Origin of the sequence: Acinetobacter sp. 161(2023), from assembly GCF_037027805.1 — a bacterium.
Lineage (GTDB): Bacteria > Pseudomonadota > Gammaproteobacteria > Pseudomonadales > Moraxellaceae > Acinetobacter.
Genome location: NZ_JAZEYD010000011.1, coordinates 52,232 through 76,697, shown reverse-complemented (window position 1 = coordinate 76,697; position 24,466 = coordinate 52,232). Strand labels below are relative to the sequence as shown.

The 24,466-nt window shown below is 42.5% G+C and carries 17 protein-coding genes; 14 read left to right on the top strand and 3 right to left on the bottom strand.

All coding sequences use genetic code 11. The annotated features are described in order from the left end of the window. Positions 1–160: 160 nt before the first annotated feature. Both WA249_RS12105 and WA249_RS12100 read left to right on the top strand, forming a co-directional pair. Positions 161–1,600 (top strand): amino acid permease, encoded by a 1,440-nt coding sequence (locus WA249_RS12105; protein ID WP_336168995.1) that lies wholly within the window; start codon positions 161–163, stop codon positions 1,598–1,600. Positions 1,601–1,976: 376 nt separating this feature from the next. After that, positions 1,977–3,404 carry an amino acid permease gene (locus tag WA249_RS12100; protein ID WP_336169146.1) on the top strand — a complete coding sequence of 476 codons (1,428 nt, stop codon included), beginning with the start codon at positions 1,977–1,979 and terminating at the stop codon, positions 3,402–3,404. Positions 3,405–3,461: 57 nt separating this feature from the next. On the opposite strand, the gene WA249_RS12095 is transcribed toward WA249_RS12100, so the two are convergent. Then, positions 3,462–4,343, bottom strand: coding sequence for a LysR family transcriptional regulator (locus tag WA249_RS12095; RefSeq protein WP_217485521.1), 882 nt, complete (start codon positions 4,341–4,343; stop codon positions 3,462–3,464). A 166-nt stretch (positions 4,344–4,509) separates the two neighbouring features. Here WA249_RS12095 and WA249_RS12090 point away from each other — a divergent pair, with 166 nt between their 5' ends. The 7 genes from WA249_RS12090 (at position 4,510) to WA249_RS12060 (ending at position 13,107) form a co-directional block, all read left to right on the top strand. Beyond that, complete coding sequence (locus WA249_RS12090) at positions 4,510–6,027, top strand: CoA-acylating methylmalonate-semialdehyde dehydrogenase (RefSeq protein ID WP_336168990.1); 1,518 nt, start codon at positions 4,510–4,512, stop codon at positions 6,025–6,027. 11 nt (positions 6,028–6,038) lie between these two features. Continuing rightward, entirely contained in the window at positions 6,039–6,929 is an 891-nt protein-coding gene (gene mmsB, locus WA249_RS12085) for a 3-hydroxyisobutyrate dehydrogenase (RefSeq protein WP_336168988.1), read from the top strand. 77 nt (positions 6,930–7,006) lie between these two features. Further along, a complete protein-coding gene (locus tag WA249_RS12080; protein ID WP_336168985.1) occupies positions 7,007–8,656 on the top strand; it encodes an AMP-binding protein in 1,650 nt (549 codons plus the stop codon). Between the two features lie 11 nt (positions 8,657–8,667). After that, positions 8,668–9,795 carry an acyl-CoA dehydrogenase family protein gene (locus WA249_RS12075; protein WP_336168983.1) on the top strand — a complete coding sequence of 376 codons (1,128 nt, stop codon included), beginning with the start codon at positions 8,668–8,670 and terminating at the stop codon, positions 9,793–9,795. Positions 9,796–9,816: 21 nt separating this feature from the next. Continuing rightward, a complete protein-coding gene (locus tag WA249_RS12070) occupies positions 9,817–10,590 on the top strand; it encodes an enoyl-CoA hydratase (protein ID WP_046813271.1) in 774 nt (257 codons plus the stop codon). Positions 10,591–10,602: 12 nt separating this feature from the next. Further along, on the top strand, positions 10,603–11,628 hold the full coding sequence (locus WA249_RS12065; protein WP_336168979.1) for an enoyl-CoA hydratase/isomerase family protein: 1,026 nt from the start codon (positions 10,603–10,605) through the stop codon (positions 11,626–11,628). Positions 11,629–11,748: 120 nt separating this feature from the next. Further along, positions 11,749–13,107: an MFS transporter gene (locus tag WA249_RS12060; protein ID WP_336168977.1), complete on the top strand. Its 1,359-nt coding sequence runs from the start codon at positions 11,749–11,751 to the stop codon at positions 13,105–13,107. Between the two features lie 140 nt (positions 13,108–13,247). Here the strand turns inward: WA249_RS12060 and abaI are convergent, their stop codons facing one another. Together abaI and WA249_RS12050 are read right to left on the bottom strand one after the other, a co-directional pair. Continuing rightward, on the bottom strand, positions 13,248–13,814 hold the full coding sequence (abaI, locus tag WA249_RS12055; protein ID WP_336168975.1) for an acyl-homoserine-lactone synthase AbaI: 567 nt from the start codon (positions 13,812–13,814) through the stop codon (positions 13,248–13,250). 63 nt (positions 13,815–13,877) lie between these two features. Continuing rightward, a complete protein-coding gene (locus WA249_RS12050; protein ID WP_336168972.1) occupies positions 13,878–14,294 on the bottom strand; it encodes a DUF4902 domain-containing protein in 417 nt (138 codons plus the stop codon). 634 nt (positions 14,295–14,928) lie between these two features. Here WA249_RS12050 and abaR point away from each other — a divergent pair. The 5 genes from abaR to WA249_RS12025 all read left to right on the top strand — a co-directional run bounded on the left by abaR (position 14,929) and on the right by WA249_RS12025 (position 24,457). Further along, on the top strand, positions 14,929–15,645 hold the full coding sequence (gene abaR, locus WA249_RS12045; protein ID WP_336168970.1) for a LuxR family transcriptional regulator AbaR: 717 nt from the start codon (positions 14,929–14,931) through the stop codon (positions 15,643–15,645). A gap of 883 nt (positions 15,646–16,528) precedes the next feature. Further along, the gene (locus WA249_RS12040; RefSeq protein ID WP_336168968.1) at positions 16,529–18,418 is read left to right on the top strand and encodes a fatty acyl-AMP ligase; all 1,890 of its coding nucleotides are present in this window, start codon (positions 16,529–16,531) and stop codon (positions 18,416–18,418) included. Between the two features lie 50 nt (positions 18,419–18,468). Further along, the gene (locus tag WA249_RS12035) at positions 18,469–20,244 is read left to right on the top strand and encodes an acyl-CoA dehydrogenase (protein WP_336169144.1); all 1,776 of its coding nucleotides are present in this window, start codon (positions 18,469–18,471) and stop codon (positions 20,242–20,244) included. Then, complete coding sequence (locus WA249_RS12030) at positions 20,241–20,501, top strand: acyl carrier protein (RefSeq protein WP_336168967.1); 261 nt, start codon at positions 20,241–20,243, stop codon at positions 20,499–20,501. Before WA249_RS12035 ends, WA249_RS12030 begins: the two co-directional genes overlap by 4 nt. After that, entirely contained in the window at positions 20,498–24,457 is a 3,960-nt protein-coding gene (locus tag WA249_RS12025; RefSeq protein ID WP_336168965.1) for a non-ribosomal peptide synthetase, read from the top strand. The genes WA249_RS12030 and WA249_RS12025 overlap by 4 nt, the downstream gene beginning before the upstream one ends. The last annotated feature ends 9 nt before the right edge of the window (positions 24,458–24,466 follow it).

Below are 24,466 nucleotides of genomic sequence, written 5' to 3'. Positions count from 1 at the left end.
TCGTTTTTACTCCAAAAATGATGATGTATCTAACAGAAGGAAGATAGATACGGTTTAACCAGTCATTTTTGGTGAACAGATTCAGTGACCTATGGCATACGGTTCGATTTTCGCCATAGGTTGCTGATCTTAACAAAGGAATTCAAAAAGGAATTTTAATATGACAACGGCTCGTCATTCAGATACAGAAAATTCTCCTGATCATCTGCAACGAAAACTGTCTAACCGTCATTTACAACTGATTGCTATTGGCGGTGCAATTGGAACCGGCCTATTTATGGGCTCGGGTAAAACCATCTCCCTCGCAGGTCCTTCAATCCTTTTGATCTATATGATTATTGGAGGCATGTTCTTTTTCATGATGCGTGCAATGGGCGAGTTGCTCCTTGCAAATCTGCACTACAAATCTTTTGTTGATATGGCTCATGACTTGATTGGTCCTTGGGCCGGTTACTATTTGGGTTGGACCTATTGGTTAGGCTGGGTGCTGGTCGGTATTGCGGACCTTTCAGCGGTCATTAACTATTTAGGTTTTTGGCTACCCGATGGCACGAGCTTTTCTCCAATTCAGCAAGCCATGATTAGCGCAGGCTGTGTATTGTTTGTGATGGGTCTTAACCTACTGACAGTACGCCTATTTGGTGAAATTGAATTTTGGTTTGCACTCATTAAGATTTTGGCGATTATTGGCCTGATTGGTGTGGGTGGCTACATGATTTTCAGCCATTTCCAAGCTCCACAAGGTGCTGTAGCAAGCATAAGTAATGTTTGGTCGCATGGCGGTTTATTCCCCAAAGGTACAGAAGGCTTCTTGGCTGGTTTCCAGATTGCTGTCTTTGCTTTTGTCGGGGTTGAACTGATTGGTACAACGGCTGCTGAAACGAAAGATCCAGAGAAGAATTTACCGAAAGCAATTAACGCAATTCCAGTACGTATTATTTTGTTCTATGTATTAGCACTCTTTATTGTGATGTCAGTAACACCTTGGGATCATATTCGTGCAGACAAAAGTCCGTTTGTTGAGTTGTTCTTAAATGCGGGTATTCCGGTTTCTGCCATCATCATGAACTTGGTGGTGCTGTCTTCGGTGATGTCTTCAATGAACAGCGGCGTGTTTTCAACCAGCCGTATGCTGTTTGGTTTATCAAAAGACGGTCAGGCACCGGGTGCATTTGGTCGTTTATCAAAACGCGCAGTACCTTCAAATGGTTTGATTTTCTCTTGTATCTTTATCATGGGTGGGGCAGTACTTCAGTACTTTGTTCCAAACACCATGGAAGCATTTACTCTGGCAAGTTCACTCTGTGTGATTCTATTCATTAGTGTTTGGAGTCTGATCATGGTGTGCTATTTACGCTATCGTAAATTACGTCCTGAATTACATGAAAAATCTACTTTCAAAATGCCGGGTGGCATTTGGATGAGTTATATCGTTTTGGCATTTATGCTTTTCACTTTAGTCATCTTGGCACTTGAGCCAGATACATTGAAAGCACTTTATGTTAGTCCAGTGTGGTTGATCATTTTAGGTGTTACCTATCATGTGCTCTATAAACCACGTTTGAAAAAACTAGGACGCGAACTCGTCAACGATCATTAAGTTTTATTAAAAGCCAATCAATCATGATTGGCTTTTTTTATTTTCTTTCGATTTTTTATCGGAATAATATTGTTTATTTTTAACTCATCAGTGCAATTTGGAGGGTGTTGGAAAAGTACAGATAGCATTATCACATGCTACACTTCGGCTAATCTGGAGAATCCAGATATGTTAATTAAAATTGCCGTGAAGGCAGTACATAAATAATGTGACTTAAAAAAAACAGGACAAACGATTTATCAATTAAGGAAAAATATACTTGAACATCTTGTCCTGAGGTATAGACTCAGCAACCCACGATATATGGTTCGTTTTTCTCCCTATAGGTTGCTGATTTTAAGTTAAGCAAAATATAAAAAGGACTTCTAATATGACAATGGTTCATCATCCAGATGAGGCAGGCTCCCCTGATCATTTACAACGGAAATTAAATAATCGCCATCTACAAATGATTGCAATTGGCGGTGCAATTGGAACCGGCTTATTTATGGGCTCGGGCAAAACCATCTCCCTCGCTGGTCCTTCAATTCTCGTTATCTACATGTTAATTGGTGGCATGTTCTTTTTTCTGATGCGCGCATTGGGTGAACTACTGCTTGCCAACTTACATTACAAATCATTTGTTGATATGGCATATGATTTGATTGGCCCATGGGCTGGTTATTATATAGGTTGGACCTATTGGTTAGGCTGGGTACTTGTCGGTATTGCGGATTTATCTGCGGTCATTAACTATTTAAGTTTCTGGCTGCCCGAAGGCGCCAGTTTCTTACCAATGCAACAGGCCATGATTAGTGCAGGCTGTGTACTATTCATTTTAGGGCTTAACCTTCTTACCGTGAAGTTGTTTGGTGAAGTTGAATTCTGGTTCGCACTCATTAAGATTTTGGCGATTATTGGCCTGATTGGAGTCGGTGGTTACATGGTCCTCACTCATTTTCAAGCTCCACATGGCGAGGTTGTGAGTGTAAGTAATGTGTGGTCGCATGGCGGCATATTTCCAAAAGGCGTAAGCGGATTTTTGGCAGGTTTCCAGATTGCCGTGTTTGCCTTTATTGGTGTTGAGCTGATTGGTACAACAGCTGCTGAAACGAAAGATCCAGAAAAGAACCTACCGAAAGCAATTAACGCGATTCCAGTACGTATTATCCTATTTTATGTGTTGGCACTTTTTGTAGTGATGTCAGTGACTCCTTGGGACCACATCCGTGCAGATAAAAGCCCATTTGTTGAGTTGTTCTTAAATGCAGGTATTCCGGTTTCTGCCATCATCATGAACTTGGTGGTGCTGTCTTCGGTAATGTCTTCAATGAACAGTGGTGTGTTTTCAACCAGCCGTATGCTGTTTGGTTTATCAAAAGATGGTCAAGCGCCAAGTGCATTGGGGCGTTTATCAAAACGTGCCGTACCTTCAAATGGTTTAATCTTCTCATGTATTTTCATTATGGGCGGGGCAGTGCTTCAGTACTTTGTTCCAAATACGATGGAAGCATTTACTTTGGCAAGTTCACTCTGTGTGATTCTCTTTATTAGCGTATGGCTTCTGATCATGGCGTGCTATTTACGTTATCGTAAAACTCGTCCTGAGCTTCACGCAGCATCAACCTTTAAAATGCCGGGTGGCGTTTTGATGGCGTATGTTGTCATCGCATTCTTCTTGTTCACTTTGGTGATTTTGGCACTCGAGCCAGATACCTTAAAAGCATTATATGTCAGTCCATTATGGCTAGTTGTTTTAGGCGTTAGCTATCATGTGTTTTATAAACCGCGCATGAAAAAACTAGGCCAAGAAAGTTTTGATTAATTATTCATAATTTTAAAAAAGCCAATCATCCGTGATTGGCTTTTTTATTTACACTCTCTAATCAACCAACAAATGCTGATATTTATCGGCTTGTTTACGCAAATAATCCCAGACGAGTTTAATGCGCGGTTCATGCTGTAAATCAACAAAAGTCAGCATCCAGAAGGTATGTGTAAAGCGAACTTGCTGCTCTAAAACGACTTCAAGTTCTGGCTTATCATCTGCCAAAAACTTAGGCAAAATCGCAAGACCTGCACCAGCACTCACCGCAATTTGTTGCGCCAAAATACTGCTGCTACGAAAGTTGGCATTAAGCTTTAAGGGTAAACGTTCTAAACAGTACAACTCAGGGCTATAGACCAGATCATCAATATAGTTCACAAAGCGGTGTTGGGTTAAATCTTCTAAACCACGAATGGGTGGGTTTTGCGCTAGATAGTTTTGGCTACCATAAATTTTCAAGCAATAGTCTGATAACCGCGTAATGATGTAGGGACCAGACGTTGGGCGATCAATCGACACCACAATGTCTGCCTCACGGTGTGAGAGCTTAATCATTTTGGGTACTGGAATCAGGTCGATGGTAAGTAGTGGATATTGAATCGAGAACTCAGCCAGTAAACGGGCTAAAAACGCAGTGCCAAAACCCTCAGGTGTGCCAATTCGCACACGACCTTGCAAAGGTTGATGTGGTTTTTCAATTTGTAAGAAAGCTTGTTCCATTTGCTCAACTCGAGGAACTAGTGCCATCCCTTCAAGTGTCAACTCATAACCAGTCGCTTCACGCTTAAACAGCGTTGTACCCAAAGCAAGTTCTAGTGCCTGAATCCGTCTTGCAACCGTACTGTGCTCGACACCAATAATCCGCGCAGCGTTGGTCAGCGTTTTAGTCCGAGCTAAAACCAGAAAAAAATGTAGATGATCCCAATCCACTTTCATTTTTGTTGTAATCCTTGTGCATATTTGCACAACAATCGTGCATGAATTTCCGTTGGTGGTCAAAGTTTTCTTTGCTAGTCTCAATTGAAACTGGAATAAAGAAAATACGATTAAAAAGTATTTTCTAATAATTGAACACAATAAAAATATGGCCTACGGAGAGGTTATGAACACAATCCAAAAAATCGAATTGGAAACCGCTAAATTACTCATTAACGGAAATTTTATCGAATCTGAAACACAGGAATGGCAAGACATTGTTAACCCTGCAACTCAAGAAGTGATTGGTCGTGTACCATTTGCAACGATTCAAGAAGTTGACGCTGCTATTGAGGCTGCACAAGATGCTTTTGCTTCTTGGCGTCAAACCCCAATTCAAACACGTATGCGCATCATGCTTAAGTTACAAGACTTAATCCGTGCCAACATGAAGGAAATTGCACAAGTACTAACGGCTGAACAAGGTAAAACCTTGGCAGACGCAGAAGGTGATATTCAACGTGGCCTAGAAGTAGTGGAACATGCGTGTTCGGTCGGCACTTTGCAAATGGGTGAATATGTTGAAGGTGTAGCACGTGGTGTAGACACTTATACATTGCAGCAACCTTTGGGTGTCTGTGCCGGTATTACGCCGTTTAATTTCCCTGCCATGATTCCACTTTGGATGTTCCCAATGGCAATTGTGTGCGGCAATACCTTTGTTTTAAAACCATCAGAACAAGATCCGTTATCAACCATGATGCTGGTTGAGCTTGCGATTCAAGCAGGCGTTCCAGCAGGTGTGCTCAACGTTGTGCATGGTGGTAAAGAAGTGGTTGATCGTCTATGTACACATAAAGACATTAAAGCGATTTCATTTGTGGGTTCAACTGCTGTTGGAACACATGTTTATAACCTCGCAGGACAACATGGCAAACGTGTGCAATCGATGATGGGTGCAAAAAACCATGTGGCTGTTATGCCAGATGCTAATAAAGAGCAAACCTTAAATGCCTTGGTCGGTGCAGCATTTGGTGCAGCAGGGCAACGCTGTATGGCATTGTCGGTTGCAGTCATGGTGGGTGAAAGTAAACAATGTATTCAAGAGTTAGTTGAAAAAGCGAAAACTTTAAAAGTAAACGCAGGCCATGAGCCAAATACTGACATTGGCCCAGTCATTTCAAAACGTGCTAAAGCGCGTGTGCTGGACTTAATTAATAGCGGTGTTGAGCAAGGGGCAGAGTTGCTACTCGATGGCCGTGATGTTCAAGTTCAAGGCTATGAATCGGGCAACTTTGTAGGTGCAACGATTTTTAGCGGTGTTAATACCGACATGCGTATTTATAAAGAAGAAGTCTTTGGCCCTGTACTTTCCATTATTTGTGTAGACACCCTTGAGGAAGCGATTGCTTTAATCAATGCCAATCCATTTGGTAATGGTGTAGGTCTATTCACACAAAGTGGCGCGATTGCACGTACTTTCCAAAACTTAATTGATGTTGGCCAAGTCGGTATCAACATTCCAATTCCTGTGCCAGTACCTTTCTTTAGTTTTACTGGTTCAAGAGGTTCAAAACTTGGGGATTTGGGACCATACGGCAAACAAGCTGTGCAGTTTTATACCCAAACCAAAACTATTACCAGTCGCTGGTTTGAAGATAGCCATGAAGTTGGTGCAGTAAATACAACCATTAGTTTACGTTAAGGGGATCACGGATGAATATCGCCTTTATCGGCCTAGGCAATATGGGCGGCAGAATGGCCCATAACCTACTGAAAGCCGGACTCAATGTTTATGGATATGACCTCAGTGAAGTTGCTATTCAGCACTTCGCCGAGGCAGGTGGTGTAATCTGCGACAGCCCACAGGCAGCAGCAAAACAAGCTGATGTGGTCATTAGCATGCTGCCTGCGGCCAAGCACGTTAAAGAAGTTTACTTGGGTGAAAATGGTGTATTGGAAGTGCTAAAAGCAGGTAGCTTATGCATTGATAGCAGTACCATTGACCCACAAACCATTAAAGACATTGCTGCTGTTGCAGAGAGCAAAAATATTAAAATCTGTGATGCGCCCGTCTCTGGTGGAACCATTGGTGCTCAAGCCGGAACTCTAACCTTTATGGTGGGTGCCGATGAGCAAACTTTTAATGAAGTGAAACCTGTACTTAGCCACATGGGCAAAAATATTGTTCATTGTGGTGATGTCGGTGCAGGTCAAATTGCCAAAATCTGCAACAACCTGATTTTAGGTATTTCAATGGCTGCTGTTGCAGAAGGTATGGCGCTGGGCGTGAAACTCGGCATCGATCCACAAGCATTGGCGGGCGTCATTAATACTTCAAGCGGTCGGTGCTGGAGCTCGGACGTATGTAACCCATGGCCGCATATTAATGAAAATGCGCCAGCATCTCGAGGCTATCAAGATGGCTTTGCGACTCAGCTGATGCTGAAAGATTTAGGACTCGCTGTAGAGGCCGCGGGCCAAGTCAAACAGCCAGTTGTATTAGGTGGCATGGTGCAGCAGCTCTATCAGCAAATGTGCATGCGCGGGAATGCCAATCTCGATTTTTCGAGCATTATTCAGCAATACCTGCCTCAAGAGGCATAACGGTAAAGCCAAAGGATGGCTTTAAACACATTAAACCCTGTCGTGAATAACAAAAAATCCGGACTGAGGGAAAAGATATGATGGATTATCAAAATGCTGCACAGGCTTTCGATTTGGAAAGTACTGCAAAACAGATGTTATCAGGTTCACTTGATGCCTTAAATGCTTGTTATGAATGCTGTGATCGACATGCAGATGGCGACAAAATTGCGCTGTATTGGCAAGGAAAAGACGGACGAAAAGAGCAATATACCTTCCGTGAATTAAAAGAATGGTCGAGTCAGTTTGCTAACTTTTTAAAATCACAAGGTGTGAAAGCAGGCGACCGTATTTCAGGTCTATTACCAAGAACACCTGAATTGATCGTGACCATTTTTGCAGCTTGGCGCATAGGTGCAGTCTATCAACCACTCTTTACTGCGTTTGGTCCAAAAGCGATTGAGCACCGTATTCAGCTTGCGCAAAGTAAGCTGGTGGTGACTGATATGGGCAACCGTAGCAAGCTTGATGAAATTGAAAATTGCCCTGCAATTGTGACGGTGGCCGACGCACAAGGTACTCCGCTTAATGCAGGCGATTTTAACTTTTGGAATGAAGTGAAGCAGCAGTCCGATCAATGCGATCTGGTTATGCGCAGCATTCAAGATCCTTTCTTGCTCATGTTTACTTCAGGCACTACAGGTCCTGCTAAACCCTTGGAAGTGCCATTAAAAGCACTGATTGCCTTTGGTCGATATATGCAAGATGCCATTGGTTTAACTGAAGAAGACTCGTTTTGGAATATTGCCGATCCGGGTTGGGCGTATGGCCTGTACTATGCGATTACTGGGCCGTTATTCTTGGGTCACGCTACTTTGTTCTATGAAGGTGGTTTCAGCACAGATAGCCTATGCCAAATTGTGAAAGATTATAAAATTAACAACTTGGCAGGTGCTCCGACTGCTTACCGCATGATGATGGCGGCTGATCCAGCACAAATGGCGCCGTTAAAAGGACTATTCCGTGTGGTGAGCAGTGCAGGCGAGCCGCTTAATCCAGAAGTGATTCGTTGGTTTAAACAAGTGCTTGATGCTCCGATTTATGATCACTATGGACAAACCGAAGTAGGCATGGTGGTGTGTAATCATCATGGTTTAAAACATGAAATTCATGCTGGTTCAGCAGGTTTCCCAAGTCCGGGCTACCGTGTTGCGATTGTCAATGAACAAGGTGAAGAGCTTCCAGCGGACACCCCAGGAATTTTAGCGGTCGACATTAGCCAGTCTCCAATGATGTGGTTTGGTGGCTATAAAGAAAGCCGAAAATCGCCATTTGTTGGTCATTACTATTTAACTGGCGACACTGCCGAGTTACATGCCGATGGCAGCATGAGCTTTGTTGGTCGTAGTGATGATGTGATCACCACATCGGGTTATCGGATTGGGCCTTTTGATGTAGAAAGCGCTCTGCTTGAACATGATGCTGTCATTGAGGCCGCAGTGATTGGTGTGCCTGACCCAGACCGTACCGAAGTGGTTAAGGCATTTGTAATTTTAGCTGCCGATGCTCAACCTTCAGATGCACTTGCTGAACAACTCAGCCAATTTGTTAAAAGACGACTTTCTGCACATGCGTACCCACGTTTAGTTGAATTTGTGAGTGAATTACCTAAAACTCCAAGTGGTAAAATTCAGCGCTTTTTATTGCGTAATCAAGAAATTGCTAAACAACAAGCTAAAGCAGGGTAAAGGAAATAACAATGCAATTTACCGAAGAACAATTACTCATTCGTGATATGGCGAAAAGTTTCGCCCAAGAACAAATTAAGCCTAATGCCAGCGATTGGGATCGAGACGGGACATTCCCGAAAGATACCTTAGCTCAAATGGGGCAACTCGGTTTTATGGGTATGCTTGTTTCAGAGCAATGGGGCGGTTCAGACACGGGTAATTTAGCCTATGTACTAGCTCTCGAAGAAGTTGCGGCAGCAGATGGCGCAATCTCAACCATTATGAGCGTACATAACTCGGTTGGCTGTGTGCCTATTTTAAAATTTGGTACCGATGAGCAAAAAGAGCGTTTTTTAAAACCGTTGGCGCAAGGTGAAATGATTGGTGCTTTTGCTTTAACCGAACCACATACTGGCTCAGACGCAGCAGCACTTAAAACTCGTGCGGTTAAGGACGGTGATGATTACATTTTAAATGGAGCCAAGCAGTTTATTACCTCTGGCAACAATGCAGGCGTGATTATTGTGTTTGCAGTGACTGACCCGAGCGCAGGTAAAAAGGGCATTAGCGCATTTTTAGTCCCACGCGATACACCGGGTTACGAAGTGATTCGTGTTGAAGAAAAACTAGGTCTGCACGCTTCAGATACCTGTCAGATTGCTCTGACAGATGTACGTATGCATAAAAGCCTCATGCTAGGCAAAGAAGGTGAGGGCTTGAAAATTGCACTTGCGAATCTAGAGGGTGGTCGTATTGGTATTGCTGCACAAGCAGTGGGTCTGGCACGTGCGGCGCTCGAAGAAGCAACTCGCTATGCTAAAGAGCGTATTACTTTTGGAAAACCAATTTTTGAGCATCAAACCATCGCTTTTCGCCTTGCTAGTATGGCAACTGAAATTGAAGCAGCAAGACAACTGGTTCACTACGCTGCGCGTTTAAAAGAAGCAGGTCAACCGTGTCTCAATGAAGCTTCAATGGCCAAGCTATTTGCTTCAGAAATGACTGAGCGTGTGTGCTCGAGTGCGCTACAAGTGTTTGGCGGCTACGGTTATCTTAGAGACTTCCCAATTGAACGCATTTATCGTGATGCGCGTATTTGTCAAATTTACGAAGGCACAAGTGATATCCAACGTTTAGTGATTGCACGTAGTCTATAAAATCAGAACAAGGAATAAATAATGCAGTGGCAAAGTATTTTATTAGAAAAGCGTAATGGAGTTGGACTGATTACATTAAATCGCCCTCAAGCGCTCAATGCTTTAAACAGCGAATTAATTAGTGAAATTAATCAGGCATTAGATCAGCTCGAAAAAGACCGCGAAATTGGTTGCATGGTATTGGCAGGTTCTGAAAAAGCTTTTGCCGCAGGTGCAGACATTAAAGAAATGGCTGATTTAGCATTTCCTGATATTTATTTTGATGACTTTTTCCATCTTGCAGACCGTATCGCACAGCGCCGTAAACCTCTAATTGCTGCGGTCAGCGGTTATGCATTAGGTGGTGGCTGTGAATTGGCACTTATGTGTGACTTTATTTATTGTGCTGACAACGCCAAGTTTGGCTTACCTGAAGTCACCTTAGGGGTAATTCCGGGTATTGGTGGTACACAACGCTTAACCCATGCTATTGGTAAAGCCAAAGCAATGGAAATGTGTTTTACCGCTCGTCAAATGGGCGCTGTAGAAGCAGAGCAAAGTGGTTTGGTTGCACGTGTGTTTAGCAAAGAAGAATTACTTGAACAAACCTTGCAAGCAGCTGAAAAAATTGCGGCACGATCTTTAACCGCAAATATGATGCTTAAAGAAACCATCAATCGAGCTTTTGAAGTAAATCTGACTGAAGGCTTGCGTTTTGAAAGACGTATGTTCCATTCAATATTTGCAACATTTGACCAAAAAGAAGGAATGCAGGCGTTCGTTGAAAAACGAAAACCAAATTTTAAAAATCAATAAGAGATCAATAAAATGAATACAGAAAATCACTTAATGATTGAGCGACAAGGTAAACTCGGCGTGATTACCTTAGACCGTGTGACTCATCTCAATGCATTGTCGCTAGATATGATTAAAAGTATTGGTGCCCAATTGGAACTGTGGCGAAATGATGCTGCTATTCAGGCAGTTTTAATCAAATCAAATAGCCCAAAAGCCTTCTGTGCAGGTGGTGATATTCGCTATCTCTATGACAGTTATAAAAATGGCACGGCCGACTACAAAGGCTACTTTAGTGCCGAATATAAAATGTTGAATGAACTGCGTGAATATGCAAAGCCAGTCATTGTTGTACTTGATGGCTATGTATTAGGTGGCGGTTTTGGCTTGGCTCAGGCTTGTCACATTGTGGTAAGCAGTGAAAAGTCTAGATTTGCCATGCCTGAAACTGCCATTGGTTTTTTCCCAGACGTTGGAGCAACACACTTCCTGTCTCGACTTGATGATATCGGCGTTTATATGGCAATTACGGGTGAGCAGATCAGCAGTAGCGATGCACTCTATCTCGATTTAATTGACTACCATGTGCCAAGCGAGCAGTTACAAACATTGCAAGAAGCACTTGTTGATACGCCAAGTTTAAGTAAAGAAGGAATTGAGCAAATCATTACTCAATTTATTACTCGTCCTGCCGAAAGTGAGCTCAAACAATTGGCGGAAGGCATTCGTAAACACTTCGGCTTTCAGCATTTAGATGAAATCGAGCAAAGTCTTGAAAATGAAAAAGATGAAAGCTTAAAAACTTGGGCAAGTAAGATGCTCAGTATTTTGCAGCAGCGTTCATTTATTGCCAAACAAACCAGTTTGAAATTACAACATTTAGGCCGTGGGCTTTCTTTACCGCAGTGTATGCAGCTTGAACGTGATTTACAGGATATCTGGTTTGAGCATGGTGATTTTATTGAAGGTGTTCGTGCACTCATTGTCGATAAAGACAAACAACCACAGTGGCAAGAACGTAATTCGAAATTTGAGCCAATTTTAGAAAAATTGAGCTAAACCGCATTACAAAAACATAAAAAGCTTAAGGAGATAAAGCGAGACCTGAAAATGCTTATGGTCAGGGCTGGTCATAAGCATAAAAAAGATAAAACAAAAAAATCTAAAAAGGATATTACGATGCAAACAGTACATGGAAACGGTTCAAATACTAAAAAGTCGTCACATCGATTAGCAGGCATCTCTAGCATGGTCGGCACCACCATTGAGTGGTATGACTTTTTTATTTACGGTGCGGCGGCGGCGCTGATTTTTAATAAATTATTTTTCCCAAATCTAGATGCCCTTACGGGTGTGCTTGCTGCATTTGCCACCTATGCCGTTGGGTTTATTGGGCGACCACTAGGGGGGCTAGTCTTTGGTCATTTTGGTGACAAGATTGGCCGTAAGTCGATGTTGTTGTTAACGCTGATGTTAATGGGGATCCCAACAGTACTGATTGGCTTATTACCGACTTATGAGTCAATTGGTTACTGGGCTGCGATTGGTTTGGTGATCTTACGCTTCATTCAAGGGATGGCAATGGGCGGTGAATGGGGGGGTGCTGTGCTCATGGCCGTTGAACATGCACCTGAAGGCGGTAAGGGCTTTTGGGGAAGTTTACCTCAAGCCAGTACAGGTGGCGGTTTAATGCTAGCCTCAATTGCACTCGGGCTGGTGTCGTTATTACCTGAAGAAGCGCTGTTTAGCTGGGGTTGGCGTTTACCATTTCTTGCCAGCATTATTTTACTGGCAGTAGGTTGGTACATTCGGGTGAAAGTACCAGAGTCACCAGATTTTGAAAAAGTAAAACAGCAGTCTGAAGAAGTTAAAGTTCCTGCTTTACAAGTTTTTAAAAACCATCCGAAGCAACTCATCACTATTATTTTGGCGCGTGCTGCCGAGAACGCATGGTTCTATATTGCTTCAACCTTTACATTGGCTTATACCACTGCACAACTTGGAATTCCACGCCAAGACATTTTGTTTGCTACCATTTGCGGTGCAATAGTCATTCTATTTATGACCCCATTCTGTGGACATTTGTCAGATAAAGTCGGTCAGCGCAATATGTTCATGTTTGGTTTATGCATATTGGCACTTTACTGCTATCCATTTTTCACCATGCTTAACACAAAAGACCCGGTATTAGTCTGGACAGCAATTGTTTTAGCGATTGGCGTTGTGTTCCCAATTATGTATGCGCCGCAAGCTCAGCTTTTTGCCCGTCAATTTCCGGCAGAAATCCGTTATAGCGGAATCTCAATTTCGGTACAGTTGGCTGGGGTACTTGGTGGTGGTTTAGCACCGTTAATTGCGACAAAACTTTTAAGTGTTGGACAGGGTAATCCTTATTTAATTATGATTTATATTGGATCTATGGCTATCGTTGCGATCATATCGACTTCATTTATGCCACGTGATTGGCAGACTAAAACTGATGAGAATTATCATAAGAAAGCAGAATTAAATTTGAAAACCAAAATTACTGATTCTTAATATTAAGTTCGAAACTTTAAATAGAGAAAAGCCCTAATCTTTTGACTAGGGCTTTTGAAATTTAGCGAGTGAAACGAGATTTGGGCTTAAGATCTTCACTTTGCAATGTCACCAATATTCTTAGACTTTGATTTAACCCACTACACTTCAATCAAGCATGCAAACATGGCATATCCATCGATAACCATTGGCGGGCCTGCACGATGAGCACGAAAACCCGCAGCACGTAATAATCGCTCTACCCCAAGAGGTGAGGTGGTAATAAGTTGTTTTGCACCTTGTTCTCTTGCAAAGTCGATCGCTTCTTGCAGAATTGCAATAGAGACTGGGGATGACACTGCTTGATTAGCAGAGGTCGGTGGATTCGAGAAATCTACGGCTGAAAATCTTGATAATTCCCAAATTTCTGGTGAGCAAGGAGTAGGCATTCCATTCATTAATTGAGGAAATATTTCACCTAGTAAATAGGGCTGAGTCGTGGGGAGTAGTCTGGCACAGCCAATAATATTGGATTCTCTATCTTGAGCGACGACGTAAGCTGTATCGATTTTATCAAATTGATCTAGTTCTTCATTATTTGGACAGTTCAACTCCCAACCCAAATGTTCAACAAATACCTTGTAGCGGTAACTTTTAAATTTGGTATATAGGACTTCTGAAAAATTGTTTTGGAATCCAGCAATAACATTCATTACAAGTGCTTCCACTTATTTTTCAGGCGACTTTACTTGACAGCTGGAAAGGTGGTAACTGTAAGAATTTACAGGTTTCTAAGAGAAATTTGGACTTAATTTAGTCTTTGTTTGCGTTGTATTGATTTGAGCATAAATGAACTGTTCCCAAAACAAAGTATCTATTTTTTTTTCGATTAATGTTTCAGTAATATCAAACCCAATATCTGTACCAGATATATCAACAATCATGATATTGCTTCGAGGTAGCCCAATTCGTTTTAAGCTAGCAATTCCATTGTCCTCAATAAATTCCCAGTCCCATCCAGTGCTTAAAGCTGGAGTCAGTGATGTTGCCCATTCAGTAAAACCATAATAGAGAATTTGAGAATCTTCAATTTGTGTTGATTCAACAGTAGATATGAGGTGCTGGAGGGGATAATTCATAAGCTGGATTTCATTCATCCGAATAAAACCATCAGTTGAGATTGAGAAATCAGGGGGGATTGTGACCATGCTACCTGTTCAAGTGACTTGAATTGCAGTTCTGTAGATAAATAACATAAATTATTGCCAACAAAATACTGTTAGGTTTTACAGGTTAACCGTAATCTGGTGATACACAACGTTAAGCTGTTCTTTAGAAAGTACTCCAGACAGCGAGTTTTACATATACAGAAATTGAGCCTTTTATAGCTTCCATATGAGAGTTGCTTGTTTCAAGATTATCAATAGTTTAAGTTTATCATGTGCATTGTAGATAATATCTATCCTATTATTAAAACAATATTTTCGGAGTCATTATAATTATTCTAGGCTATCACTAGATAATAAATGTAAAACTATAGACTGTATCGCTAATAGAAATTATTCTTTAGTTAAATTAATAGAAATATACAAATAAGAATAAATAATAGGCTCTATTTAAAAGTAAAAAATACTCATTTTTGGAATAAAATGCATCCTGTAAATCTGAGGCTTTCAAGCATAATCCGCATATGCAATATAACAACCTTAAAAAGCTTTCTGAAACCAGTTTATCCAGAAAATTTACCATCCTCTCAGGCTCAAAAATGTTGTTAATTGGATTATGAATTCACTATATGCAACTAAATAAAAATGATTTATGCATGAGGTTTAATGAGAGTAAATGGAAAATTGGCAAGAAGATCTACTATCAGCATCTCTGATGGTAAAAAATGAATATCAGCTATTTGAGGTAGTCAAATCTACAGCTTCAAAGCTTGGATTTGATTATTGTGCTTATGGTATGCAGTCGCCATTATCTATTGCTGAACCAAAAACGATTATGTTGAATAATTATCCCGAAGCATGGCAGAAACGTTATGTTAAACAACAATATGTGGTGGTAGATCCAACTGTACAGCATTGTATGCTGTCACTTCAACCTCTTGTCTGGTCGAGCCAATCTGCGAACACACAATCTCAAAAAGATTTTTGGGAAGAGGCACGCTCTTATGGCTTAAATGTTGGTTGGGCGCAGTCAAGCCGTGACTTTATTGGTACAAGGGGGATGTTAACGTTAGCAAGATCCACTGATCAATTATCAGAAAAAGAGCAGAAAGCTCATTATACCAATATGTACTGGCTGTCTCAGACTGTGCATTCCAGTATCGCTAAAATTGTGAATGAAGCAGAATTTGCTCAGTTTAATCTTTATTTAACGAACCGAGAAAAAGAGGTTCTACGTTGGACTGCTGAAGGTAAAACGTCAGCAGAGATTGCGCAGATTCTCGGGGTGACTGAAAGAACAGTAAATTTTCATCTTGGAAATTCAATGCAGAAGCTAAATGTGAATAATAAAATTTCAGCAGCTATTCGAGCGGTGATGTTGGGAATTTTATAGAGGTAGATATATAAATAATCAAGGAGTTTAATATAATAAATAATTATTAGGTTTGTATTTAAACTAAAAAATTTTGTTAAAGTTATTTTTAAATTTAAGAAGATTTTAATTAAAATTAAATTTGTATAGAATGGTTTGTTTGTAAGAGATTTATATTTTTCAATTGAATTTAATGGAGTGGTTGAGTTGTTATAATCTTTTGGTGTTAATAATAAAATAACGAATAAACTTATTTTATAAATAAAAATATTTTTTTAATTAATGCTCTTGTTAGAAAATTGAGTATTCATAATTTATGAGTCCTCCGAAGATGAAATTTATTGATTTATAGGGTTATATATTAGTCACGGTGTTGTGCATAATTTTAAACTATTCAAATGCCAATTGAAGCAGATTTATTTAGGTACTTTATCCTTGTAAATAAAGGCTGTTAGGAGATTTTACCTGAATCTTCTATGGCCATTAAGAAAAGAAAACACACAGTAAATTAGATGCTGAATACGTGATCTACCATCAAGAGATTAACAAAATAAGAATACGAACAGTGCCTATAGTTAGCATGCAAAAACCTTTAGAAGCCTCGTTAAATATTATCGAAATAGAAGCAAAAGATGGGGTGAGATTTAATTTAATTACCAGAGCTCACGATATTAAACTGAATAAAAATAATTTATGAGAGAAATCTAGGGTCTTAATTTTCAATAAATACAAGTCAACCTGTAAACCCTTACAGGTGTAATAAAATACACTCGCACATAAAATATAATGTGAATTTATATTTTAAACAAAAAAGTATATTCATTTTTATTAAAAGCCCCAGCTAGAAACGTAATTTCTGAATTAGCGAGTTTTAAGGGTGAATTATAATTAATCGGAGTAAGTTATGGCTGTAATGGATACGGATAATATCATTGCAACATTGGAATCCCACGCAAATTTAAATGGAGCTAAGGTTGCTTTCGAGTATTTAGGACGCCAATCTGGTGGTATTCAGTCTCTGACGTATGAAGATTTGAATGTGCGGGTTCAACGTCAAGCTCAAATATTAATGAATCTTGTAGACAGTGGCGATCGCGCCGTGTTGCTGTTCGAGCCTGGGCTGGATTTTATTGTATCGTTCTTCGCCTGTCTGAAAGCTAAAATTATCGCAGTACCAGTCAGCTTGCCTTTTAACCGCAACGGTTTTTCTAATATTTTGAATATTATGAATGACTGTGAGCCAAAGATAGTACTCACAACTAAAAAGATTCTTGAGCTATCAGGTCTTATCACATTAAAAGCTCAAAATGAAAATTTAATATTGCATGCCGTTGATGCCGAATTACAGCGTGACTTGGTGGAAAAGGATTTTCCTCACATTGCTGAAGAAGATATCTGCTTCCTTCAATACACTTCTGGGTCAACAGGTTGGCCTAAAGGTGTGATCGTCACACATAAAAATATCATGGCAAACGAAGTCATGATTGCTGAAGCTTTTGGTACACAACCCGATGATATCGGTCTTACATGGCTACCCGTCTATCATGACATGGGATTGATCGGTTCAGTTTTACAGACTGTGTATGTGGGCCTGACCTGCTATGTGATGTCACCGCTGGATTTTATCCGTAAACCTCTTAAGTGGCTGAAATTCATGAGCGAAAAAGGTGTCACGATTAGTGGTGGGCCAAACTTTGCCTATGAACTGTGTCTGCATCGCATCTCGGATGATGAGGCTGCATCGCTTGATCTGAGCCGTGTGCGTGTGATGTTTAACGGTGCCGAGCCAATCAAGGCTAATGTCATGCAGCGTTTCATGGAGAAGTTCAATACTCAGTCGAAATTGAGACTGGATACTTTCTTACCGTGCTATGGCTTGGCAGAAGTTACGCTCTTAGTCAGTGGTGTGACTGGTCCTCTCAATGCTATTTCAATCGATCGTGAAAAGTTGAATGCCAATTTGGTGCAGACCAGTCAAGACCAGACAGCCGTGCAAGTGGTGAGCTGTGGCAAGATCTCCGTACATATTGATTGCCGTATTGTCAATCCGAATACCCACAAAGAGGTAGGGGCTGATGAAGTCGGTGAAATCTGGTTAGCAGGTGAGAGTGTCACTGCGGGTTACTGGCAAAAACCCGAGGTCAATCAGGAAATCTTTGCTGCAACCATCCTTGGCAAAGCAGGCAAGCCTAGTCAAGGGCATTACTTGAGAACGGGTGATATGGGCTTTGTTAAAAATGGAGACCTGTATGTGACTGGTCGCCTTAAGGATGTGATTATTATCCGTGGCAAAAACTATTACCCACAAGATATCGAGTGTTCTGTTGAAACGGCACATCCTGCTGTCCGTAAAGGCTGTGTCGCAGCAGTGAACTTCGGTAATTCTGACGGTGTCACCGTTGTACTTGAGATCAAAAAGAAATCGATAGACAAGACTCTTAATTTTGACGCCATCAGAACTCAGGTTAAAGAGCAAGTGGCGGCTGATATCGGCTTGCCTGTAGAAGGTGTTTATTTGCTGCATCAAGGTCGGATCAATAAGACCACCAGCGGAAAAATCAGAAGAAGAAAAATTAAAGAGCAGATCGAGCGCGGTCAACTGATTTGTTTAACCCATCCAAACCGTAGAACGGTGATGGCCCGAAACTATGTCAAGAACGGCTTAGAAGTCATCCGTGATCGTGAGCAGCGGGGGCAATTGATTCGTTATAGCTCCAATCTACTCAACTCAATGATCAAGGAACGTGAAGTACGCGCGCTCATTTTTAATCGTCTGAAAAGTGCTTTGTTTTAATCCTTACCCTTTAATCATTTGAGCAAAAACTCATGTCACTTACGTCCAATTTGCGGCAGTTTCAATCTGCTGCTCGTCTGGAGCAAATTTTAGGCTCCGTACATGATACCAATAATGATTTTTCTTGGTCCGCTGCCATTGAGCGTGATGAGAAGGAGCAATACCCTCAGCGTGCTGTTGATTTTCTGAATGCCGTGGGCATGAACCGTTTTTATGTACCTTCAGAGCTAGGAGGTCGCATGGAAATTGGTGAAGAGTTGCTATATCTGCATCGTGTGCTGGCACGACGTGATCTAACCATCAATTCGACCTATAGCACGAATGCTTGGTCGGTGATCGTATGGATCGGTGGTAATGCGAACCAATGCCAAAACATCGCTAGTCGAATTTTGAGTGGTGCTGCACCTGCACTGGCTTATAGTGAAAAAGCGCATGGGGCTGACCTGTTATCTAGTGAAGTAACTGCACAATCTGCCGAGAACAAGTACGTTCTAAATGGCGAAAAATGGTCAATCAATCGCGCGACTCTAGGTGACTCTTTAAGTCTGATTGCTAAAACGTCGGATGACCGTGGACCACGTAGCCTGAGTGCATTCTGGCTTGATAAGCGTCATATGGTTTCTAAGGGGACTTATAGCCTGAACCGCCTGCCAACAGTGGGTATGCGTGGGTTAGATATCAGCGGTATTGGCTTTAACAATGCTGAAATTCACAAAGATGCTCTGATTGGTGAAGAAGGTCAGGGGTTGGAGCTTGGACTCAAGACGCTACAGGTGACGCGTGCATATTGCAGCAGCTTCTCTTTGGGGGCGGGCGATACGATGCTGCGCATCGCGACTGAGTTTGCTATCGAGCGCGAGTTGTATAACAAAAAAGTAATAAGCATTCCGCTGGTGCGTGAGCAACTGGCTACGGCCTATGCATATCTGTTAGCGGCTGAGGTGTTGTCACTGGTTGGCGCGCGTGGGTTACATGTTTGTATCAATCAGTTCAGCACATGGTCACCGATCATTAAGGTATTAGTGCCTGAGTATGTAGAGTCACTGGCTAAGATCACTTCCTCAGTGCTTGGGTCGCGTTTTTTCTTAAGAAATGCATATGCAGATGGAATGTACCAGAAAGCCTTCAGAGACCATCTGATTGTTAGTGTGTTTGACGGCAGTAGCACCGTCTGTCTAGACAGCCTAAGTTTTCAAATCAAATCTGCCAATAAAGGACGCAGCAAAAAAGCCGACCATCTCGATCAAGCCGAAGCTAAAGCACGCTATTGCCAGTTATATGACTTACAGGTGGAAACGGACGCTATTGATTTTCGCGAGCTTGAGATATTCAACCGTGATGGTGACTTAGTGATGGAGTCACTGGGAACGATCATCGAAATGCTCAACGATGCTGACGCTACAGTGGGAGTGACTGCTGAGACCCTATCCACGCTACGCGAGCGAGCTGATCAACTTCTTATCGAGCAACGCACGCTAGATCAAAAAATTCAGGATTATTTCTCAAATTCAGAGGCGGCTAAAGAGTTTGAAACTTTGCGTTTCAGTTTGGCCCGCGACTATGCCGAGTTATTTTCTCGTATTGCTGTGCTGGGTTTCTGGATCTTTAACCGTCATGGCTTAAGACCTGCTTTGCAGGATGGTGCATGGCTGATCATTTTCTTAAATGCTGCTGAAGGGCAGACCTCCCCTCCGAAGACGTCACTACGTGAAAGCACATTGGCAGATCTGCTGGACCGAATTTCAAACAACCATATGTTATCTGTTATCGATTTTGCATTGGCACCGCGTGATGCCAAACCAGTTAAAGAGGAGATTACCCCATGAATAAGGATAAAACTTACTGGAGCGCGATCATTCGTACGCTAGTAGCTAAAGAAATGCGTGTAGAGCCTGAGACGATTGATCCAGAGCAAAAATTTACCAGTTATGGACTTGATTCAATCGTTGCTTTGTCGGTGTCTGGGGACTTAGAAGATCTTACAAAACTGGAACTTGAACCAACACTACTCTGGGATTACCCAACAATCAATGAGTTGGCTGAATACCTCGTTTCTGAGTTGCAGCAGGGAGTTGCTTCATGAACAACATTGCACGCCTAGAACCAGAAATTCTGTCGCGTCACGCGATTTCTGCAGAGCAGCTTGGTATTTGGTATATCCAGCGTCTTGAGCCAACTTGCAGTGCCTACAATATGGTGGTGGCTTTTGATATAAAGGTCAACCAACCATTAGGCAATAAGCCGATGGAGATTCTGGAAGCGGTGATGCATGATTATCCGTTACTACGTGTAAGCATGCCTGCCAATGATCAGGGAATTGAGCAACTGATCTGGGATCGTATCTATCCTAATATTATTTTCTCTGATGCTCGCCATGTTGAAGCTTCTGATTTGACGCAATTGGTCGAACAGGATACCAAGCAACCATTTGACCTGACACAGCCACCATTGTGGCGTATTCATTGTTATGAGCGCGGTCAGAATCACTACGTGATTGCGGTCGTGATTCATCATGCCCTAATGGATTTCTGGTCGATTGGCCTCTTGCTTCGTGATGTCTGTAAACGTTTTGGACTGGTTACAGAGTCGAATGCAGTGAACGGAATCGAGTTCGCACAGTATGCGGATAAGCAGCAGAGCGCCGCGACCGATGATGCTGATGAAAGCCTAATTTTCTGGAAAAATGCGTTGCAGCATGCACCACATGTGCATAGCATTCCGCTTGATTATTCGCGTCCCGCTGTGCAGCAACATAAAGGCAGCTCGGTGACTTTCCGTGTGCCTGAGTTAGTATCATCTGGCCTTGTGAACTTGGCGAAAGATTATGAGATCACGTTGTTCGGACTCGTACTATCTGGCTTCTATATCCTGCTGCACAAACTATCGAATGAGAATAATCTCGTTGTTGCTACAGCAGTAGCGGGTCGACTTGAACGTTCTTTGCGCAATGCGCTGGGGCAGTTTGTTAATACAATTGCTCTTAACATAGACATGGACGCTGATCAGACTTTACGTCAATTTACACAGCAGGTGCAGGAACAATTAAAACAGAGCCTAAAACATCAAAAAGTTGCCTTTTCCAGAGTGGTTGAGGCCGTATCGCCAAAGCGTGATGGGAGTATCAACCCATTGGCTCAGGTGGGAATGTTCTGGGAACGTCTAGGTGGCATGGATGAGTTTAAAGAACTACTCTTGCCAATCCAGACCCCAGCTACCTTGGTTGGTCAAGACCTGACCTTAGGAAGTTTTCCAGTTCGCCAGCAAGAAGGTCAACTGGATCTTACGCTGGAAATGGGCGGTGAATATCAGGGCGAGCTGGTTGGCGTACTGAAGTATAATTCCGAGCTATTCTCTGCACAGTCTGCTGAGAATATGGTGCAACTACTGCAAGTCGTACTATCAGAGATGGTGGCTCATCCTGAGCGTAAGATTGTTGAGTTAGATATCGCACCTAATTATGCGGATAATATCCAGCTAGGCCTCCTGCGTGGTCAAGTTACTGACTATCCAAGACATGATCTAATGGGAATGATTCTGAAGCAGGTTGATAAGTGTGGTGACAACTATGCTATGACTTCTAGAGATCATGCTGTCAGTTATCACGAGTTAGGTCAGCATATCGCTGGTATCGCTGAATATTTGCGTGCACATGGTATTACCAACGGCGATCGTGTAGGTCTGATGCTAGACCGCACTGTGCTATTGCCAGCGGCCATTCTTGGAATCTGGGCGGCAGGAGCAGCATATGTACCGCTTGATCCTAATTTCCCAAGAGAACGTCTACATAACATCATCGAAGATGCTGAACCTAAAGTAATCTTGGCCCAAACCGAGTTGATGGATGCTCTCACAGTTTCTGTACCGCTTCTGGATATCAATCAAGCTGGTGTTGTGCCCCTTGAGCAAGTGCGTGAGACGCTTGCCTTTGGTGATACTGCTTATGTGATGTATACCTCTGGCTCGACAGGTAAGCCTAAAGGCGTGCGTATTGGGCATAGCTCAATAGTCAATTTCTTACTGTCTGTGAATGATAGGCTGCAAGCAACTGCTGAGACTCAATTGTTAGCGATCACCACTTATGCATTTGATATTTCAATTGTTGAGCTGCTGATTCCATTGATGTACGGTGGTGTGGTGCATGTGTGCCCGCGTGAGGTGTCTTTAGATGGTAATCAGCTGGTGGACTATATGCAGGCGAAGTCGATCAATGCTATGCAGGCAACACCATCCTCTTGGAAAATGCTCTTGGACAGTGAGTGGAACGGCACCCCAGGTCTGACTGCACTTAGCGGAGGGGAAGCGCTGGATCCTATACTCGCAGAAAAACTGCTGAGCAAAGTCAGCTGTTTATGGAATGTCTACGGGCCGACAGAGACTACAGTGTGGTCTAGTGCAGCCCATATCACTGATGCAAAATATATTGATTTAGGCGAACCACTGGCCAACACTCAGCTTTATGTTCTAGATGAACAACAGCGGTTGGTACCACGGGGCGTTATGGGAGAGCTCTGGATCGGAGGCGATGGTCTGGCAGTTGATTACTGGCACCGACCTGAGTTAACAGATGCGCAATTTAGAACTTTGCCATCTCTTCCAAATGCTGGTCGACTCTATCGCACTGGGGATAAAGTCTGTCTGCGAATGGATGGACGTTTGACTCATCACGGACGTCTGGATTTCCAAGTCAAGATCCGTGGATTCCGTATTGAATTAGGCGAAATCGAGAATGTTCTCAAACAGATCGACGGTATCACAGATGCAGTCGTGTTGGTTAAGACGACAGCCAGTAACGATCAGAAACTAGTAGCCTATGTGATCGGACACGAGATTGACATCGCTGATCTGAAAAAGACCCTACAAATCCATCTCCCAGCTTATATGGTGCCAAGTACATTTATTACATTGGATGAGTTTCCAATGACGGCTAACAATAAGTTGGATCGTAAGGCATTTCCTGAGCCAGTGTTTGAGCAGAGCAATGACTATGTTGCACCACGCGATTCGATTGAAATCGAGCTGTGTACTACCTTTGAGCAGATTCTGTCAGTTAAGCGGGTCGGTATATATGATGATTTCTTTGAGTTGGGAGGACATTCATTATTAGCAGTGAAGCTTGTCAATCATCTCAAAAAGGCATTTAGTACAGACCTACCAGTTGCCTTGCTGGCACAATACTCCACCGTGGAGAGTTTGGGCGAGATCATTCGTGACAATAAAGAAGTCAAACCCTCTATCGTAATCGAAATGCGCCGAGGAACCTACGAGCAACCATTGTGGCTGTTCCATCCAATTGGTGGTAGTACCTTCTGTTACATGGAGCTTTCGCGCCATCTCAATCCGAACCGTACCTTGCGCGCTATTCAGTCTCCTGGACTGATTGAAGCAGATGCTGCTGAAGTGGCGATTGAAGACATGGCAACGCTCTATATTGCTGAAATGCAAAAGACGCAGCCTGAGGGGCCTTATTTCCTTGGTGGCTGGTGCTTTGGCGGTGCGATTGCATACGAGATCAGTCATCAGTTACGTCAAATGGGGCAGCAGGTCACAGGGATTGTCATGATCGATACCCGGGCTCCAATTACAGAGAATGTGCCTGAAGATGCTGACGATGCCATGCTCTTGTCTTGGTTTGCTCGTGATCTGGCTGTGCCTTATGGCAAAAAACTGACGATACCAGCGCAATACTTGCGTGAATTGAGTCCAGATCACATGTTTGATCATGTGCTTAAAGAAGCTAAGGCTATCAATGTTATACCTCTGGATGCTGAGCCATCAGATTTCCGACTTTACTTTGATACCTATTTGGCGAATGGCGTCGCACTCCAGACTTATTTCCCAGAGCCAGAAGATTTTCCGATCCTCTTGGTTAAGGCCAAAGATGAGCTGGAAGATTTTGGCGAAAGTCTGGGCTGGGATCAGCTGATCAAAGATACGCTTACTCAAGTGGATCTGCCTGGTGACCATTCATCGATTATGTTCGCTGAGAACGTCGCGGCTGTGGCTCAGACGATTGATCAGATGTATCCAATTCCCGCATAAAAAATACAA

Coding starts and splice junctions, on each gene's coding strand:
- WA249_RS12040 (WP_336168968.1), top strand. CDS start 16,529: ATGGCTGTAATGGATACGGATAATATCATTGCAACATTGGAATCCCAC.
- WA249_RS12065 (WP_336168979.1), top strand. CDS start 10,603: ATGAATACAGAAAATCACTTAATGATTGAGCGACAAGGTAAACTCGGC.
- WA249_RS12060 (WP_336168977.1), top strand. CDS start 11,749: ATGCAAACAGTACATGGAAACGGTTCAAATACTAAAAAGTCGTCACAT.
- WA249_RS12095 (WP_217485521.1), bottom strand. CDS start 4,343: ATGAAAGTGGATTGGGATCATCTACATTTTTTTCTGGTTTTAGCTCGG.
- WA249_RS12050 (WP_336168972.1), bottom strand. CDS start 14,294: ATGGTCACAATCCCCCCTGATTTCTCAATCTCAACTGATGGTTTTATT.
- WA249_RS12100 (WP_336169146.1), top strand. CDS start 1,977: ATGGTTCATCATCCAGATGAGGCAGGCTCCCCTGATCATTTACAACGG.
- WA249_RS12070 (WP_046813271.1), top strand. CDS start 9,817: ATGCAGTGGCAAAGTATTTTATTAGAAAAGCGTAATGGAGTTGGACTG.
- WA249_RS12075 (WP_336168983.1), top strand. CDS start 8,668: ATGCAATTTACCGAAGAACAATTACTCATTCGTGATATGGCGAAAAGT.
- abaR (WP_336168970.1), top strand. CDS start 14,929: ATGGAAAATTGGCAAGAAGATCTACTATCAGCATCTCTGATGGTAAAA.
- mmsB (WP_336168988.1), top strand. CDS start 6,039: ATGAATATCGCCTTTATCGGCCTAGGCAATATGGGCGGCAGAATGGCC.
- WA249_RS12080 (WP_336168985.1), top strand. CDS start 7,007: ATGATGGATTATCAAAATGCTGCACAGGCTTTCGATTTGGAAAGTACT.
- WA249_RS12025 (WP_336168965.1), top strand. CDS start 20,498: ATGAACAACATTGCACGCCTAGAACCAGAAATTCTGTCGCGTCACGCG.
- WA249_RS12030 (WP_336168967.1), top strand. CDS start 20,241: ATGAATAAGGATAAAACTTACTGGAGCGCGATCATTCGTACGCTAGTA.
- WA249_RS12090 (WP_336168990.1), top strand. CDS start 4,510: ATGAACACAATCCAAAAAATCGAATTGGAAACCGCTAAATTACTCATT.
- WA249_RS12105 (WP_336168995.1), top strand. CDS start 161: ATGACAACGGCTCGTCATTCAGATACAGAAAATTCTCCTGATCATCTG.